The organism is Corynebacterium hiratae, assembly GCF_009708045.1.
GTDB classification, from domain to species: domain Bacteria; phylum Actinomycetota; class Actinomycetes; order Mycobacteriales; family Mycobacteriaceae; genus Corynebacterium; species Corynebacterium hiratae.
The window spans coordinates 78,554-95,119 of record NZ_VIOG01000005.1 but is presented as its reverse complement, the minus strand read 5'-3'; the positions used below and the strand labels follow the sequence as shown (position 1 = coordinate 95,119).

General features: G+C 59.6%; 15 protein-coding genes and 1 pseudogene. 11 read left to right on the top strand and 5 right to left on the bottom strand.

Translation table 11 applies throughout. The features are described from left to right. Positions 1 to 45 precede the first annotated feature (45 nt). The 5 genes from FME68_RS05685 to galE all read left to right on the top strand — a co-directional run bounded on the left by FME68_RS05685 (position 46) and on the right by galE (position 5,241). Positions 46 to 1,587 (top strand): DUF7782 domain-containing protein, encoded by a 1,542-nt coding sequence (locus FME68_RS05685; RefSeq protein WP_158396663.1) that lies wholly within the window; start codon positions 46 to 48, stop codon positions 1,585 to 1,587. A gap of 86 nt (positions 1,588 to 1,673) precedes the next feature. Then, a complete protein-coding gene (gene dtd / locus FME68_RS05680; RefSeq protein WP_158396564.1) occupies positions 1,674 to 2,150 on the top strand; it encodes a D-aminoacyl-tRNA deacylase in 477 nt (158 codons plus the stop codon). A gap of 139 nt (positions 2,151 to 2,289) precedes the next feature. Next, positions 2,290 to 3,285, top strand: a complete 996-nt coding sequence (locus FME68_RS05675) for a sigma-70 family RNA polymerase sigma factor (protein ID WP_046648202.1) — start codon at positions 2,290 to 2,292, stop codon at positions 3,283 to 3,285. A 287-nt stretch (positions 3,286 to 3,572) separates the two neighbouring features. Next, positions 3,573 to 4,253 (top strand): metal-dependent transcriptional regulator, encoded by a 681-nt coding sequence (locus tag FME68_RS05670; protein ID WP_144012942.1) that lies wholly within the window; start codon positions 3,573 to 3,575, stop codon positions 4,251 to 4,253. A gap of 4 nt (positions 4,254 to 4,257) precedes the next feature. Then, positions 4,258 to 5,241, top strand: coding sequence for a UDP-glucose 4-epimerase GalE (gene galE / locus FME68_RS05665; RefSeq protein WP_158396562.1), 984 nt, complete (start codon positions 4,258 to 4,260; stop codon positions 5,239 to 5,241). Here galE and FME68_RS05660 read toward each other — a convergent pair. Further along, positions 5,198 to 6,345, bottom strand: a pseudogene (locus FME68_RS05660) (DUF4192 domain-containing protein). The gene galE and the pseudogene FME68_RS05660 overlap by 44 nt on opposite strands. Before the next feature lie 335 nt (positions 6,346 to 6,680). Here FME68_RS05660 and FME68_RS05655 point away from each other — a divergent pair. From FME68_RS05655 to FME68_RS05635, 5 genes are all read left to right on the top strand, one after another. Then, on the top strand, positions 6,681 to 7,700 hold the full coding sequence (locus tag FME68_RS05655; protein ID WP_158396560.1) for a PAC2 family protein: 1,020 nt from the start codon (positions 6,681 to 6,683) through the stop codon (positions 7,698 to 7,700). Positions 7,701 to 7,799: 99 nt separating this feature from the next. Continuing rightward, positions 7,800 to 10,373 carry a DEAD/DEAH box helicase gene (locus tag FME68_RS05650; protein ID WP_328287733.1) on the top strand — a complete coding sequence of 858 codons (2,574 nt, stop codon included), beginning with the start codon at positions 7,800 to 7,802 and terminating at the stop codon, positions 10,371 to 10,373. 82 nt (positions 10,374 to 10,455) lie between these two features. Further along, on the top strand, positions 10,456 to 11,580 hold the full coding sequence (locus FME68_RS05645; RefSeq protein WP_158396558.1) for a PTS sugar transporter subunit IIC: 1,125 nt from the start codon (positions 10,456 to 10,458) through the stop codon (positions 11,578 to 11,580). A 28-nt stretch (positions 11,581 to 11,608) separates the two neighbouring features. Next, positions 11,609 to 11,986 carry a hypothetical protein gene (locus FME68_RS05640; protein ID WP_158396556.1) on the top strand — a complete coding sequence of 126 codons (378 nt, stop codon included), beginning with the start codon at positions 11,609 to 11,611 and terminating at the stop codon, positions 11,984 to 11,986. A gap of 144 nt (positions 11,987 to 12,130) precedes the next feature. Then, the gene (locus FME68_RS05635) at positions 12,131 to 12,841 is read left to right on the top strand and encodes a VIT1/CCC1 transporter family protein (protein WP_158396657.1); all 711 of its coding nucleotides are present in this window, start codon (positions 12,131 to 12,133) and stop codon (positions 12,839 to 12,841) included. Between the two features lie 137 nt (positions 12,842 to 12,978). Here the strand turns inward: FME68_RS05635 and ahpD are convergent, their stop codons facing one another. Together ahpD and FME68_RS05625 are read right to left on the bottom strand one after the other, a co-directional pair. Continuing rightward, complete coding sequence (gene ahpD / locus FME68_RS05630) at positions 12,979 to 13,512, bottom strand: alkylhydroperoxidase, AhpD family (protein ID WP_328287732.1); 534 nt, start codon at positions 13,510 to 13,512, stop codon at positions 12,979 to 12,981. A gap of 44 nt (positions 13,513 to 13,556) precedes the next feature. After that, the gene (locus FME68_RS05625) at positions 13,557 to 14,150 is read right to left on the bottom strand and encodes a peroxiredoxin (protein WP_046648222.1); all 594 of its coding nucleotides are present in this window, start codon (positions 14,148 to 14,150) and stop codon (positions 13,557 to 13,559) included. A 173-nt stretch (positions 14,151 to 14,323) separates the two neighbouring features. Between FME68_RS05625 and FME68_RS05620 the strand changes: the two genes are divergently transcribed. Continuing rightward, complete coding sequence (locus FME68_RS05620) at positions 14,324 to 15,283, top strand: hydrogen peroxide-inducible genes activator (protein ID WP_158396554.1); 960 nt, start codon at positions 14,324 to 14,326, stop codon at positions 15,281 to 15,283. A gap of 164 nt (positions 15,284 to 15,447) precedes the next feature. Here the strand turns inward: FME68_RS05620 and FME68_RS13220 are convergent, their stop codons facing one another. Together FME68_RS13220 and FME68_RS13215 are read right to left on the bottom strand one after the other, a co-directional pair. Continuing rightward, complete coding sequence (locus tag FME68_RS13220) at positions 15,448 to 15,909, bottom strand: hypothetical protein (RefSeq protein ID WP_230308908.1); 462 nt, start codon at positions 15,907 to 15,909, stop codon at positions 15,448 to 15,450. After that, positions 15,891 to 16,529: a hypothetical protein gene (locus FME68_RS13215; RefSeq protein ID WP_230308907.1), complete on the bottom strand. Its 639-nt coding sequence runs from the start codon at positions 16,527 to 16,529 to the stop codon at positions 15,891 to 15,893. The genes FME68_RS13220 and FME68_RS13215 overlap by 19 nt, the downstream gene beginning before the upstream one ends. Positions 16,530 to 16,566: the final 37 nt, after the last annotated feature.

Sequence of the window (16,566 nt, the reverse complement as noted above, 5' to 3'; positions counted from 1 at the left end):
GACACTTTTGTGAGCACACAACAGCCTTCTCCTTTTGGCCCGGAGATGAACCCAGAGCACCCCGTCGCGGATGTCGCGGCCGACCTCGCCCGTGTCTTTGCTGACGCGGGATTCACCGCGGACGGCATCGCGGGACACTTAGGGCCGGAGTACACCGAAGCCCTACATCGCGGGGAGCCCGAGGCCGTGGCGCTGGGTGCTAGCGGCGACTCCCGTCTCGACCGCCTCATCCGCATCTTTGTGTTGCACGAGCACGTGCCGGCCACGCTGCTTTCCGACGTCCTCGGTGCCCGCCTAGCCACCCAATTGCTTGACAGCGGTGTCGCGCTTACCGACGATCACGGCACTGTCTACGTGGCATACGACATTCGGCCGCACGTCATCGTGGGCAAGAATCGCGTGGTGTTTTCCGATGTTGATGCTTCCCTCGTGGACCACGTTCCTGGTCCCGAGCACGTCTTGGGTGTCGGCTCTGCCAGCCTTTCCCTACTTCATTCGACTCCCACTACTCCGGTGTCATCGGTGCTGGATCTGGGCACAGGCTCTGGCGTGCAGGTCCTGGGGCAGCTGGATTCTGCAGAGCGCATCGTCGCTACTGATGTCCATGAGCGAGCCCTCGAGCTCGCCCGCGCTACCGTTGCTGCAGCGGACGCAAAGGAACGGGTCGAACTGCGCCAGGGTTCGTGGTTCGAGCCGGTACAACACGAGCGCTTCGACCGCATCGTGGCCAATCCTCCATTCGTGGTGGGCCTTCCTGAGGTCGGCCATGTGTACCGAGATTCCGGACTCAACCTCGATGGTGCTAGTGAGCTCGTGGTGTCCCAAGCCGTGGAACACCTCACCCCTGGAGGAACCGCGCACGTGCTCGCCGCGTGGGTTCATCAAGGCGAGGAGTCCTGGCAACAGCGGGTTGCCTCGTGGTTACCGGACACCGGTGTAGCCGCATGGATCATTCAACGCGACGTGGCAGATCCTGCCCTGTATGTGTCCACCTGGTTAAGCGATGAGTCCGTGGATGTTCGCAGCCCTGCAGGAAGGGAGCGTTCGCGCCGTTGGCTCGAACACTTCCGCGACCATGAGGTCACCGGCATTGGGTTTGGTTTCGTAGCCATCCAGCGGATTGGGGACGACGAGCCCTCGGACATTCTGGCGGAGACAATGTCACAGCCGGTCATCGATCCGCTCGGGCCCGAGGTGGAAGAATACTTTGCGCGCGTCGAGTGGCTGCGCGCTTTGGTGCCGGGTGAGCTGGAGACCAAGCACGTTCAGCTGCGCCCCAGTGTTGCTCGGGAGGACGTGGCCCTGCCAGATGCTGAGCTTGGCATGGGCTTTGAGCGCGCAGCGCTACGTTTGAGCCGGACCGACGGTCCGCGCTGGCAGCATGATGTCGACGAGCACCTCGCGGCTATCGTCGCTGGGCTCAATCCGCATGGGTTGAGCATCGGCGAAACCATCGAGCTTTACGCCGCCGCACAAGGCTTTGATGAGACCGCACTGGTGAGTGCTGCGCTTCCTGCCATCGTGGATCTCATCCGCCATGGTCTGCTGATCCCCACGGAGCTGCTAGCTTTTAGCAACACCGAGTAGACCAAGTAGTTCGCGTTAGCTGTATCCCCAGGAGCCTCCTTGCGTACTGAAAACTTCTCCACAAGAAAGGTTGTGTATCCCCGTCCATGCGTGCTGTTCTCACCCGCGTTTCTGAAGCTTCCGTTACGGTAGAAGGCGACGTTGTCGGTTCCATCAGCTGTCCCGACACCGGCGGCATTCTAGCGCTCATTGGTGTATCTCGTGAAGATGTCACAGCAGGCGCCGAAGCTGGTCTTGCCGACGGGCCATCCTTGGAGGAGCGGATGGACACGATGGCACGCAAGATCGCCGAGCTGCGCATTCTCGAGGGCGAAACCAGCGTGGTTGACAGTGGAGCTCCAGTGCTAGTGGTAAGCCAGTTCACTCTCTACGGGCGAACTGCGAAGGGCCGCCGGCCATCGTGGTCAGATGCCGCACCCGGGGACGCGGCGGAACCGGTGATCCAAGGGGTTGTCGCTCGCCTGCGGGAGCGCGGGATCACCGTGGAGGAAGGTCGCTTCGGAGCCATGATGCAGGTCTCCTCCGTCAATGAGGGGCCGTTTACCGTGCTCGTTGAGGTGTAGCCTCGGCGCGCCTCCCCCAAAAAGGCCTAAAACCCACCTCGCAGACCGGGATGCGTGAACATTTTTCAAACCGTGGGAACTATCTGCGCCGAAGGTCCGTTGTAGGAGATGAACCAAGCCGCAACTTAGGAGGCATGAGATGGCCACATCATCCGCTGCTAGCGTCCAGGACGAGGACGGACAGGAAGTTGACCGCGGCTCACGCCGTAACCAGACTAATGACAATCCCTCCGCGGACTTGGTCCGCGTTTACCTCAACGGAATCGGCAAGACTGCGCTGTTGAGCGCCGAAGACGAAGTTGAGCTCGCACAGGCAATCGAGGTGGGCCTGTACGCCGAGTACAAGCTCGCCAATGCCGAGAAGCTGACCCGCGCCGAGAAGCGCGACCTCAAGATTCTCGCCCGCGAAGGCAAGAAGGCACGCTCCCACCTCCTCGAGGCCAACCTGCGCCTCGTGGTCTCCCTGGCTAAGCGTTATACCGGCCGCGGCATGCCGCTGCTGGACCTCATCCAGGAAGGAAACTTGGGCCTGATTCGTGCGATGGAGAAGTTTGACTATGCCAAGGGCTTCAAGTTCTCCACGTACGCCACGTGGTGGATCCGCCAGGCCATTACCCGCGGCATGGCTGACCAGTCCCGCACCATCCGCCTCCCGGTGCACCTGGTAGAGCAGGTTAATAAGCTTTCCCGCATTAAGCGCGAGATGTATCAGTCCCTGGGCCGCGAGGCTACGAATGAGGAGCTGGCCGAGGAATCCGGCATCGAAGAGTCCAAGATCGAAATGCTGTTGCGCCAGTCCCGCGATCCCGTCTCCCTGGATATGCCTGTGGGCACCGATGAAGAAGCACCGTTGGGTGACTTCATTGAGGATGCCGAGGCAACCGATGCGGAGACCGCCGTGGTGGCATCCATGCGCCACTCTGATATTCGCTCCGTCATCGGCTCCCTCGAGGAGCGTGAGCAGGATGTCATCCGCCTGCGCTATGGCTTGGACGATGGTGTTCCGCGCACCCTCGATCAGATTGGACGCAAGTTCGGTCTCTCCCGCGAGCGTGTTCGCCAGATTGAGCGCGAGGTCATGGCCAAGCTGCGGGAGGGCAACCGCGCCGATCGTCTCCGCGAATACGCGCTTTAAGTTCTGTTTCATAGCTTGGCGCTAGCCATCGAGGTTCATCCCTCCTGCCCACCTAAATTGTGTGCTGGGCTCGGGGAGGTCGATGCTCGGTGGCTTTCGTCATTTCTCGAGGGCCGTGAATCTCTTTGTCCATATCTTCCTATTCACCCCGCGCAGCGTGCAGCGCTGCGTGCGCTAAGCCCTGAAAAAATACGCTATTGTTTAAGATATTCTCTTAATACACTCCTATTACCGCGCCTAAACCTATGTGGCTACGGACCGCCGACAACGCAGAAAGGTAAGCCCACGTGAGGGATCTAGTTGACACCACGGAAATGTATCTGCGAACCATTTATGAGCTCGAAGAGGAAGGAATTACCCCACTGCGTGCTCGCATTGCAGAGCGCCTAGAGCAATCTGGGCCGACTGTGTCCCAGACTGTGGCTCGCATGGAGCGCGATGGCCTGCTCCACGTGCGCACGGACCGCAGCCTCGACCTCACCCAGCAAGGTCGCGAACTGGCCACCAATGTCATGCGCAAGCACCGCCTCGCTGAGCGCTTGCTCACGGACGTCCTGGGCCTCGATATTCACAAGGTTCATGATGAGGCCTGCCGTTGGGAGCACGTCATGAGCGAAGAGGTAGAGAAGCGAGTCATAGCCGTTCTTGAGGATTCTTCCCGCTCCCCCTTCGGCAACCCCATCCCAGGTTTGGCGCAGCTTGGCATGACCCCCGCGGAACTCGACCTGGGGACTCGCGCCATCGATCTTCCCACCGGGCAAAAGACTGCAGCCACCATCGTCCAGATCAACGAGGTTTTGCAGGCGGATAACTCGACTTTCCACGAGCTTTACTCGTGCGGTATTCAGGTTGGTTCGAAGGTTACCGTGGTCAATGAAAGCGGAACGATTACGCTGACCACGGAGTCGGGCCACACCGTCGAGCTTGTCGACGACCTCGCGCACGCTATCCGAGTCAAGGAGAACTAAGGCGATGAAGCTACTTGTTACTGGCGGTGCCGGCTATGTCGGCAGCGTGTGCGCGGCCGTCCTCGTGGAGAAGGGGCACGACGTCACCATCATCGATAACTTTTCCACCGGCAACCGCGAAGCTATCCCAGAGCAGGCCCGCCTCGTCGAGGGTGACGTGGCCGATGTCGCTCGTGAAGTGCTATCTGAAGGAGGCTTCGACGGCGTTGTGCATTTTGCCGCTCGCTCCCTCGTTGGCGAATCCGTTGAGGCTCCGGCTGACTATTGGCAGCACAATGTCGTCACGACGCTGCAGTTGCTCAACGCCATGCGCGAATTCGGCGTCACCAACCTTGTGTTTTCTTCGACCGCGGCAACGTACGGCGAGCCTGCACAGGTTCCGATCACAGAGACGATGCCTACGCAGCCGACGAATCCTTATGGCGCATCCAAGCTCGCAATCGACTACATGATCACCTCCTATGCCCAGGCCTACGGCTTGGGGGCGACGTCGTTGCGCTACTTTAACGTCGCCGGTGCCTACGGCAGCATTGGCGAGAACCGCGAGGTGGAAACCCACCTCATTCCGCTTGTATTGCAGGTAGCACTTGGCCATCGCGACAAGATCTTCATTTTCGGCGATGACTACGACACTGCCGACGGCACCGCCGTCCGCGATTACATCCACATCCGTGACCTGGCCGACGCTCATGTGCTCGCGCTTGAAAGCAACGCTGCGGGTACACACCGCATCTATAACCTCGGCTCCGGGGACGGTTACTCTGTCAAGCAGGTCATTGAGGCCTGCCGTGAAGTCACCGGACACCCCATCCCGGCTGAGCTGGCGCCACGCCGCGCAGGAGATCCCGCAACCCTCGTGGCCTCCTCGGACAAGATTAAGTCCGAGCTCGGATGGGATCCGAGCCGCACCGACTTGACCACCATCGTGACGGATGCGTGGAACTTTACCCGGCAGCTCGGCGAGCGGGCTCATTCCGCGCGGCGTTAGTGCTGCCCTCCCCAGCCGTATCCCCTACCGCGTTGTCAAAAGCTTTGCGCGCGCCCGTGTAGATCGAAGCGCGTATCTTTTCGTGCAATCCGTGGCGATAGGCCTGGCACAACAGCGAGCCTAGGCGATGGCTGGGGAACTCTTCCGTGACGAGCTGCAGTGCCGGTCCAGCCAGGATGTCCCACTCCTGTTTCATGTGCGCCAAAGCGAACAGAGTTAGCGCATTCGCCCGTAAATCTTCGCCAAATGTGCGCGCTGCTGCTAGGAGAAGGTACGCACCGGTTTCGCCAGCCTCCGCACAGACACCCACCACGAGGTCGCGCGTCCACGTCGTCGACAGCCACACGGCGCATGATGCCAACAGCTCTACATCTTCTTCGGCTTCCTCCACAGACGCCACCTGGTGAAGCGCCCACTGAGCATCATCCACAAAGTGCTCAAGGAGTTCCTTGCGTTTCTTCCCTTTCGCCGCGGCCACCTGGGCGCGAAACTGAGTCGCGGTATCGCGTGCTTGCCGGCTCAGGGCTTCGGCTTCGGCAGAATCCAGGTGTGGGTTTCCCGGCGCGAAAATGGCAAAGAATTCTTCCCTATTGAGCTCTGGAACAACATTGTGATTGACGCAGGAACGCATCGAGGAGGCGTCGGTAAGCGCCGGTATAGTGCCTTCTACCCACTTTTTCATCGGCCCGCTCCCATCTGCGTTGACGGTTCCGTGCAACAGAACGTAGGGCTCATGTTTGGTGATTTCCTTGGCGTACCAGGCCGCGTCAATCTCCAACCCGTCACAGGAACGATCCAGGCCATAGAGCCAGTGGGTCACCTCCCGTAATTCAGTAAGCGGGCGCTGCGAAATGAGGAAGGCGAAGACGCCTTCGCGGGCATTCTCTGCCAGCATCGCCGCGATGTCTGGCAGGGCTCCGGCGGCATCGGGGATATCGACGCGGCGAGCGGACCCATGGCCGGGCCGCGCGGGGTGGTGTCAATGGCCATGAATACCACCGATTCGGTGGGATAGAAGCCAAGGAGTCCGGGGATGTTAGCAAGGAGATGACCAGGTGTCGTAATCGGTGGGGTGTTATCTGTGTGCGTTGAGAATGTGCTCATACTTGTACCCTGAACCAGGGCTGCCACAGGACGCTAGGGGGATCACGCCACACACGGAGAATCTGTGGATAACTAGTCCGGACTGGTCTGTAATCCGAGGGAAAGAGCCGAGTTATTCACACCCACCCACTCGACATGCTGGCACAACGGATGGCCATGTGGCATGCTTGAACGATCATCACCAGTGCCCATGAGCAATCCCAGCTCGGCTTGGCAAGGAACGCACAATCGCTGCTGGGAATAGGTAGTAGCCCTACAGCGTTGCAAGGCACAGAACGCTGATTAAGTCCGTACGCTTCTAAAGAAACGCACGGATAGAAGGAGGAGTCACAATCATGCAGGAAGAACAGGGCCGCATGTATGAGCTGGAGTATCCCGCACCAGTGGTCAAGGACGATTCCGCCCCAGGCAATGGCCCTACGATGATCGTGGCCATGAATGGCTATGCCGATGCGGGCCAGGCCGTCGAAGCCAGTGCTGATCACCTCAAAGCCGCGTTGGAGAACCGCCAGCTGGCTTCGTTTAATAATGACGAGCTTATTGACTACCGCTCTCGCCGCCCCGCCGTCACCATTGACCACGACCGCACAGTAGAAATTGAGAACACCGATCTGGGCATCAAGGTGCTCCGGGATAACTCCGGCACACCTTTCCTGCTGCTTTCTGGACCGGAACCGGACTTGCGCTGGGAGGCATTTACGGACGCGGTGGTGAACTTGGTGGAAAAGTTCGATATCAAGAACACCATCATGCTGTACTCGGCCCCTATGCCGGTGCCGCACACCCGCCCCACCGTGGTCACGGCGCACGGCAATGAGCCGGAGCTCCTTAACTCCATGGTGCGCATGGAATCCACCATGATGGTCCCGGGCGCCGCCGCCCTGTATATTGAGCGAGCCTTGGATAAGAAGGGCCGCCGCGTTGCTGGATACACCGCTCATGTTCCGCACTACCTTGCGGCGTCTCCTTACCCGGCCGCCACGCTACGGCTGTTGGATTCGGTCGCCTCGGCGGCTGACCTCAACATTCCGCTGGGCAGCCTGGAAGCGGACGTTGCTCGCATCAACCAGCAGTTGGAGGAGCAGGTTACCGATTCTGAGGAGATCGCTGGCGTCGTACGTCAGCTAGAAGAGCAGTACGATGCCTACATGGAGCGCTACCGCTCCCGCCACCCGCAGGCCATCATGCCAGGTGAGGAGCACATGCCCACCGGCGAGGAGATCGGTGCGGACTTTGAGGCCTTTCTTGCTGGCCTCGATGACAGCTCGGACATTCTGTCCGAAGATATCGATGACCGCGAAGACAACTACGGCCGCGATGAAGGTCCCGGCTCAGACATGGATGACGACGTCTAAGCATGTCTTACCCAGCCGCACAATTAGCGGCAGGGCAGTGAAGTTGGGGCGCAGGGCCGACGCTCTGGTTAATAGAGATTTTCGCCTAAGGTGGGACGGGTGAACCTTTCTCAGATGTTGCCCGATCTCGCCGAAGTCCCCGAGTCGATGGTTGATGAGGCCATCTGGGACACATTTTTGTCCTGGACTTCTGGCCGCGGTATCTCGCTCTACCCGGCGCAGGAAGAGGCCTCCCTTGGTGTTCTCGCCGGGGATAACGTCATCTTGGCCACCCCCACCGGTTCTGGTAAGTCCATGGTGGCCAACGCCGCCCACTTCATTGCTTTAGCACGCGGCCAGCGCAGCTTCTACACCGCTCCCATCAAGGCCTTGGTGAGCGAAAAGTTCTTCGCTCTCTGCGAGATTTTCGGCCCCGAGAACGTCGGCATGATGACCGGCGATGCCACGGTCAATGGCTCCGCCCCGATTATCGCCGCCACCGCTGAGATCGTGGCCAATATTGCGCTACGCGATGGCGCGGAAGCCGCCATCGATCAAGTGATCATGGACGAGTTCCACTACTACTCCGAGCCCGATCGCGGCTGGGCCTGGCAGGTACCGCTCCTGGAGCTACCGAAGGCCCAGTTCCTGCTCATGTCCGCCACCCTGGGTGACACCGCCTGGCTGGAGAAGGATTTGACGGAGCGTACCGGCCGCACGACGACTCTGGTAGCGGGAACAACTCGCCCAGTGCCCCTCGACTTCTCTTATGTTTTTTCCGCGGTCCACGAAACAATCGAAGAATTGCTCGCCGATGGCAAGGCGCCCATCTACGTCGTCCACTTCTCCCAACGCGAAGCCTCAGAGCGTGCGCAGGCGCTCACTTCGCTGTCGAAGATCATCACTGCCGAGGAGAAGGAGGCCATTGCCGCGGAGCTCGCGGGCTTCCGCTTCACCACGACGTTTGGCAAAGACCTCTCTAAGCTTCTGCGTAAGGGAATCGGTGTCCACCACGCTGGCATGCTGCCGAAGTACCGGCGCTTGGTTGAGCGCCTGGCCCAGAAGGGCCTTCTCAAGATTATTTGCGGCACCGATACTTTGGGTGTGGGCATCAACGTCCCCATCCGTACAGTGCTGATGACGGGTTTGGCCAAGTACGACGGGACCCGCCAACGCATTCTGAAATCCCGTGAGTTTCACCAGATTGCCGGCCGCGCTGGCCGCGCCGGTTATGACACGGAAGGCACCGTCGTGGTGCAGGCGCCGGAGTATGAGATTGAGAACGCCAAAGCGCGGCGTCGTGTGGGCGATGACCCGGCCCGCCTCAAGAAGCTGAAGAAGAAGTCTGCGCGCGACGGTGAAGTGTCGTGGTCGGAGCAGACTTACGCCCGGCTTATCGACGCCGAGCCGGAACAACTGACGTCCCAGTTCCGAGTGTCCAACTCCATGTTGCTCAACGTGCTCGCCCGCCACGGCAACGGCTACGAGCACCTTAAGCACCTGCTCCGCACGAGCCACAACACGCGCGCCCGCCAGAACGAGGACATCCTCACAGCGTTGAGTCTGTTCCGAGGCCTCCTCAATTCGGGCGTGGTGCAAAAGTCTACGAAGGGGCTCGATATCTACGGCCGCCCCTACCACGTGGTCCGTGAGATGCCGCGCGATTTCGCCCTCAACCAGCCTTTAGGCCCCTTCGCGCTAGCGGCACTCACCTTGCTGGATCCCGAGTCCGAGACCTATGCCCTCGATGTCATCTCTGTCTTTGAATCGGTGCTGGATGATCCACGCCAGGTGCTTATTGCTCAACAGAAGCAGCGGCGCGGTGAGGAGATAGCAGCTCTCAAAGCGGAGGGCGTGGACTATACCGAGCGCATGGCCATCGTGGAAGACATCACGTGGCCAAAGCCCCTGGAAGAACTCCTCGAACAATCCTATGAGACCTTCTGCCAGACCAACCCATGGGCTAAGGAGTTCGAGCTGCGGCCTAAGTCTGTAGTGCGCGACATGCTGGAGAGCGCCATGACTTTTTCCGATCTCGTCGCCACCTACGGTCTTGCCCGCTCGGAAGGCGTCATTTTGCGCTACCTGACGGATGCCTGGCGCACGCTCAAGCAGTCGATTCCCGCGGAGTTCCTCACAGAAGAACTCGAGGACATCATCGTCTGGCTCGGGGAGCTTATCCGCCAAGTAGATTCTTCGCTTGTCGACGAGTGGGCTGAGATGGCTGGCGAGGACTCCCCCATTTCCCAGGAGGATTTGGACCGCGAGTTGGCCTTTGGAGTTGAGGATCCCACGGCCTTGACCGCGAATCAGCGGGCTTTCAGCATCATGGTGCGCAACTACTTCTTCCGCCTTGCCCAACTCTTTGCGTTGGAGAAGGAAGAACGCTTGGCGGACCTGTTGGACTACTTGGAGGAGATCCCCGACTTCGGCCGCGCCCTCGATGACTACTTCGATGACTACGATGACATTGACACTGGGCCAGCGGCTAGGGGCCAGGAATACTTTGTCTTGGATAAGGGTGACACGGGCTCGGGCGTTCGTGGCGTTGGCGGCTCGCGGGCGTGGACCGTGCGTCAGATCCTTAAGGACCCAGAGGGGGATAACTCCTATCAGCTGGTTGGCACCGTAGATCTCGATGCCTCCGATGAAGCCGGGGAAGTACGGCTATCTGAACTGCGCGTGGAGTACTAGGGCGCATCAGCAGGGAATATTAATACCCCCTTCTTCGCATTAATATTTTCCGTTCATCGCATATTATTCGTATGATTGGGTAATGAGCACGGCACAACAGATAGACGAACGCAAGCTTTCCCCAATTCCTCACGCCAGCGCAGCCCCCGCGGCCGAGCGCCTCACACCCGGTTCCTTCACTATGAAGGTCCTCAACGGCATCTCCATTGCCGTCGTGGTGTCGCTGGTTCCGCAAGCTCTACTGGGCGAACTAGCAAAGGCTCTGCTGCCCTTCTGGTCTGGCGCCGCCACCGTCATGGCCCTTACCGGTTTGGCCGCTAGCCTTTTGCCCGTCATGATCGGTGTCCTCATTGGCATCGAATTCAAGATGACACCCATCCAAACCGCCGCGGTGGGTATTGCCTCCTTCTGCGGCTCCGGCGTGGCCACAGTGAATCCCGAGGGCGGCTTCTTCCTCAAAGGTACTGGCCTTGTGATTAACTCAGGACTTACCACAGCCATCGCGGTGGGCCTGCTTATTTTCATCGGCGATAAACTCAAGAACTATTCAATCTTGCTGCTCTCCACCATTGTGACTCTGGTCGCGGGCACGATTGGATGGGTAGTCACTTACCCCATTGTTAAGGTCTTCACCCTGTGGTTGGGCAACTTGGTCAACGGCGCAACCACTTTGCAGCCGGTCCTTATGGGCGTGGTCCTCGCTATCCTCTTCGCCATCATGATTGTCTCCCCAGTCTCCACCGTTGGCATTGCCACTGCCATCTTCATTGACGGCGTTGCCTCCGGTACCGCCAACCTGGGTGCCGTGGCCGCCGGATTTACCCTTCTGGTTGCTGGTTGGCGCGTCAACGGCTTCGCCACCTCCATCCTGCACGTCCTCGGTTCCCCCAAGGTGCAAATGGCCAATATGCTGTCCAAGCCAGTGACCTTCCTCCCGGTAATTTGTTCCGCGGCAGTTTTGGGCGGGGTCGGCGGCGCCCTAGGGATTTCCGGTACCCCGATTTCCGCTGGTTTCGGCATCTCCGGCCTGATGGGCCCCTTGGCCGCCCTCAACTACGAAGGCTGGGGCTGGAGCGCTGGCAACGTAATGATTATCACCTTTGTCTACCTCGTCCTGCCGCTCGCCCTTGCGCTGCTCTTTTGCTGGCTCTTCGAGAAGGTCCTGCATCTCACCAAATCTGAATACTTTTCTCTCGATTTCACATAGCCACGTGGGGAGTACAGTGGGTGGCGCTATGAATACCCCAGACTCCCCAGCCACCAGTATTCGCCTCGCGGGCGTTCACTTTGAAACGCAGGATGACGTCGTCACGGTCCACTGGCTTCTCGGAGGCCTTCCCCACCACCGTGACGTCGTGTTTAAGCTGCACACCCTCGATCTTCAACTCATCATCCACTTCGAGCGAGACCAGCTCGTCTCCATGGAAATCGCGTCTTTTGGTGAGGACACCAGGGATGCCCACCGTCCAGTTGACTATCCCTATACGTACACCCCCGAGGAGCTCGTTGTCACCGTGCCAACGGCTCATTTTGAACTCACCGACCAGGTTTTCACCATGGGGCTGTCCGTGGATGGTGCCGCCTGTGGCGAATGGACTGGCACTATTATCTAAGCCTTCGCTCCCTGCATTCAGCTAAGCCTACACACGCTTTACAGGGCGTTGACCAGCATTGATACTGGAGTATAAGAAGTTCTCTAGACAATTGCGAGAGCACTAGAGCACGACGTGGACACTCTGGACATCGAGGAGCTGGCAATGCCCCACCATGGCAACGAACCCCACGGATCTTCACACAACGCGCGCCTCAACTCTTTGCGGGCAGGCGTTCTTGGCGCCAACGACGGTATCGTTTCTGTCGCCGCGCTTCTACTCGGCGTGGTGGGTTCGGGGGCGTCGGCAAGCGCCATCCTCACCGCCGGCTTGGCAGCCACCGTGTCTGGTGCCGCCTCCATGGCGCTTGGAGAATACGTCTCGGTGTCCGCTCAGCGTGACTCCGAGCGGATGATGATCGACAAGGAGACCCACGAGCTGGCGGAAATCCCCGAACAAGAGCATGCCGAGCTCGTTTCCATGCTCGCCAGCTACGGCATGCACACCGAAACCGCGGACACCGCAGCGCGCGAAATCGCCGCCGAGGATAGACTTCTCGAGGCACACCTCCGGCTTGAAATGGGCATCGACGGCGAAGACCTGACCAATCCCTGGCATGCGGCTTTCTGGTCCGCAGTATCCTTCCTCGCCGGCGCCGCACTTCCCCTATTGTCGATCTTCCTCGCCCCCATGAGCATGGCTGCAGCAACAGTCGCCATCGTTACCTTGGTCGCTCTTGCAATCACAGGCTACGTCTCCGCCCGCCTCGCCGACACGAACACTGGACGTTCCGTGCTCCGCCTGGTCATCGGTGGTGCACTGGGCCTGGCCGTCACTTATGGCATCGGCGTCGCGTTCGGCGGGGTCGTCGGCTAAAGGCAGGAAGAGAGCTGTCCCACGCGCCCTCTGCGCACCGACGCCCCTCCCCGACGGGCCCCAAAACAGAAAGTCCCACCTCCCGCCAAATGCGGGCAGTGGGACTCTACGTTTAGCTAGGAAAGTGCTAGCTGGCTTTACTCAGCGGTGCGCACAGCCTCGGCCTGCAGCGCCTGGGCCACGGCCTCGATGACGCCAGCTACCTTGATGCCTTCCCAGATCTGCTCCTTGGTCACGCCTTCCTCGAGGAGAGTATTAGCGTGTGCGGACAGGCAGTGCTCGCAGCCGTTGATGGCGGAGACAACGGTGCTCCACAGCTCGAAGGTAGCCTTGTCGACGCCGGGCTTAGCAATGATATTCATGCGCAGACCAAACTTAACCTGGGCAAAATCATCGCCCAACCAGCTCTTTGCGCGGTAGGCCACGTTGTTCATAGCCATCACCGTGGCGGAGCCAAGAGCTGCGTCAATTGCTTCCTCACTGAGGTGCTCGCGGGCTTCCTCGAGAATCTCCGACAGCACCAGATCATTGCGGGTCGCAGCGGCAGCAGCGACCAAGCTACCCCACAGCTGCTCCTCATTCAGCTCGGTGGTGCGTGTAAGGGAACCGATGTTGAGCTTCTGATCCTTAGCATATGCCGGAAGCGCGGACTTCAGGTTTTCGATAGACACTGATGTAACTCCTTTAAGGTTGGGCGGTTGTGCTTACTGCTGGTTTACAGAGCGGACTGAACAACCTCGAGCTTGTCGATGTTCTTCGTCGGGTCGTTAGCCTCCCAGTTGCAGGCGCAGACCTCTTCGGACTGCAGGGCGTCCAGCACGCGCAGAACCTCATCAACGTTGCGGCCGACAGCATCCGGGGTCACGGACACGAACTGAATGACACCGTCCGGGTCGATAATGAAGGTTGCGCGGTCAGCAACACCGTCGGCGTTCTCCACACCGAGGGCACGGATCAGGTCGTGGCGGATGTCAGAGAACATCGGGAACGGAACTTCCTTCAGCTCCGGGTGGGTTGCACGCCAGTTGAAGTGAGCGAACTCGTTATCGGTGGAGCCGCCAAGCACCTGGGTATCGCGGTCCAAGAACTCCTCATTCAGCTTGCCGAAGGCGGCGATTTCGGTCGGGCACACGAAGGTGAAGTCCTTCGGGTAGAAGAACACGACCTTCCACATTCCCTGGTACTTGTCCAGAGATACCTGCTCGAAGTAGTCCTCCGGCTGGTTAGCGTTAACGTCGTGGAGGTCACCGCCCTTCAGTGCGGTCAACTCGAACTCTGGGAACTTCTCGCCAACGGTCAGGATAGGCATTAAAGGCTCAACTCCTTATAGTGTCACAACAATGCATAACTGTGATGCAAATCTCTACGACCATACGCCAATCTGCCTTTTAGCAGGTACGCGGTCGCTCACCTGCCAAGTATGCCACGGAAGGCTTCGCGCGTCAATAGGACCGACGAATTAGAAGTGTTACAGTTATAGGCATGAACAATAAGGAGTATCGTCCGACTCTCGCCCAGTTGCGCACCTTCGTCACGATCGCAGAGAACAAGCACTTTGGCTCCGCGGCCGCCAAGCTCGATATCTCTCAGCCTTCGCTCTCCCAAGCCCTCGTCGCGCTCGAGCAAGGACTGGGAGTGCAGCTCATTGAACGCTCCACCCGCAAGGTCATCGTGACGTCCACCGGCGAGATGCTCCTGCCCTATGCAAAGGCGGCCCTCGAAGCCTCCGATGCCTTCCTGAGCCAAGCCCGCGGCGCCAACGGCACGCTCACCGGTCCCCTCACCATCGGCATCATCCCGACCATCGCGCCCTATATCTTGCCGGGCCTGTTGCGATCCATCGATGACGCTTACCCCGATTTGGAGCCCCGCTTCGTCGAGGAGCAAACCCAGCATCTTCTGGATAAGCTGCGCGAAGGAAACCTTGACTTAGCCGTTGCTGCGCTACCCACTGAGGCTCCTGGCATGGTGGAGATCCCTCTCTACACCGAGGCCTTCACCGCAGTAACTCCAGCGGCGCATCCACTCGCGGGGCGCGATGACCTCACGCTGTCGGAGCTCGAGCATCTCGATTTGCTCTTGCTTGATGACGGCCACTGCCTCCGCGACCAAGTCCTCGACCTGTGCCGCCGCGCGAAAGTGAACCCCTCCGAGGCCACCAACGCCGTCACGCGCGCCTCGTCATTGACCACTATTTTGCAGCTTGTCATGGGAAACCTCGGCGCCACACTCGTACCTGAATCCGCACTCGTTACGGAATGCCAGAACCCGCAGCTTGCCGTTGCTCGCTTTGCCCCTTCGGTAACAGCAGAGCGCCAGGTGGGGCTCGTTTTTCGCTCTTCTGCCGCCCGCGCCGATGAATACCGCGCTTTCGGGACCCTGGTCACCAGCGCATTTGAGGACGCCGTCGAGCGCTCTCGGGACCTCTTTTCGTCTCCCTAGTCAGCTCCCTCTGATCAACACGCCTGCCCCAGCGCGACTCTCAAAACGCCAAAGCCGCCACTGACCGGCCTCCTTGTCTAGGCCCTCCTCTGTGAAAGGGCTATCCGAAGAGGACAGTCAGGGCGGCGGCGCGCGCTAAATGCGCTACCTGTGGCCTTTAGCGTTTAGGCTGCGGGGGCATAACGCCCTTGACACTGGCGGCACAGGTGCGCGGTTGCAAGCTGCATAGCCGGTGCGATGACTACCAGCGCCAGGCCCGCCGTGATGAAGGACGCGGCAAACATAAGTGCGTTAAGAACGATGAACAGCAGGATGTGGCTGTAATTCTGTTTGCCTAGCTTGAGCCCCTGCGAGAACGCCTCACCGATTGAGGAGGTATCCGCTGCCAACCAGGGCATGAGGGTAAAGAAGGGCTGGATGAACAGGCCGATCAGCATGAGCACGGCGAGAATACCGAAAATGGAACCGACGAGCGCGAGAATCTCCCCGTCTCCGAGGTTCTCGACGTTCTGCATATCCATTGCAGAGGCCCCGCCGAAGCCCACAGCAAACACAATGACGACAACAATCACGAGGGCTATAGCGCCAAGAATACCCAGGACCAGGTTCACCACAAGCGGCGACACCCAGCGAACACCTTGGAAAAGAGTGCCCACGTGGGGCTTGGCTTATCGATCTCGCGATAGGCCAAGCGGTACACAATCAAAGAGATAACGATGGCGAGGATAGACACGGCAAAGGAGAAGAAGCTCACCGTGACGCTCGCGCCCGTACCATCGGCGTTCTGCTCGCCAACGCTGATGCCAATTTGTGGAATAACCTGAATAAAGAACACCACGACGGCACCCAGCACCCACAGCATCGCATTACCCAGCGCAGCCTTGAAGCCCCATTTGATCGCCTCTAGGGCGCTGACTGGGCCCGTGTAGGCAGGGCCGGCGCCCGGACCAGGGCCCTCATATCCGGAATCGCCTCCGTAGGTTGCCCCGGCGTATCCCGGCTGACCGGCGTTGTAGGCGCCATAGGAATTGCCACCATAGGGCTGAGCGCCGTAGGACTCGCCACCGTAATTGCCATAACTGCCGGACTGGCCGAAGCCAGCCTGATCCTCTGGGTGCGTGGTGGGTTCATACCGCGGCAGGCCGCCATTGTTTCCCGAGGAGTTATTGGCGTTGTTTCCCGGATTGTTGCCGAACCCGCCGTGGGAGCCGTTGTCATCCGGTTTCGGATCAAAAGGATTGGTCATACACTTCTGCCCTTCTTTAATCTCTTTTCACACGGTC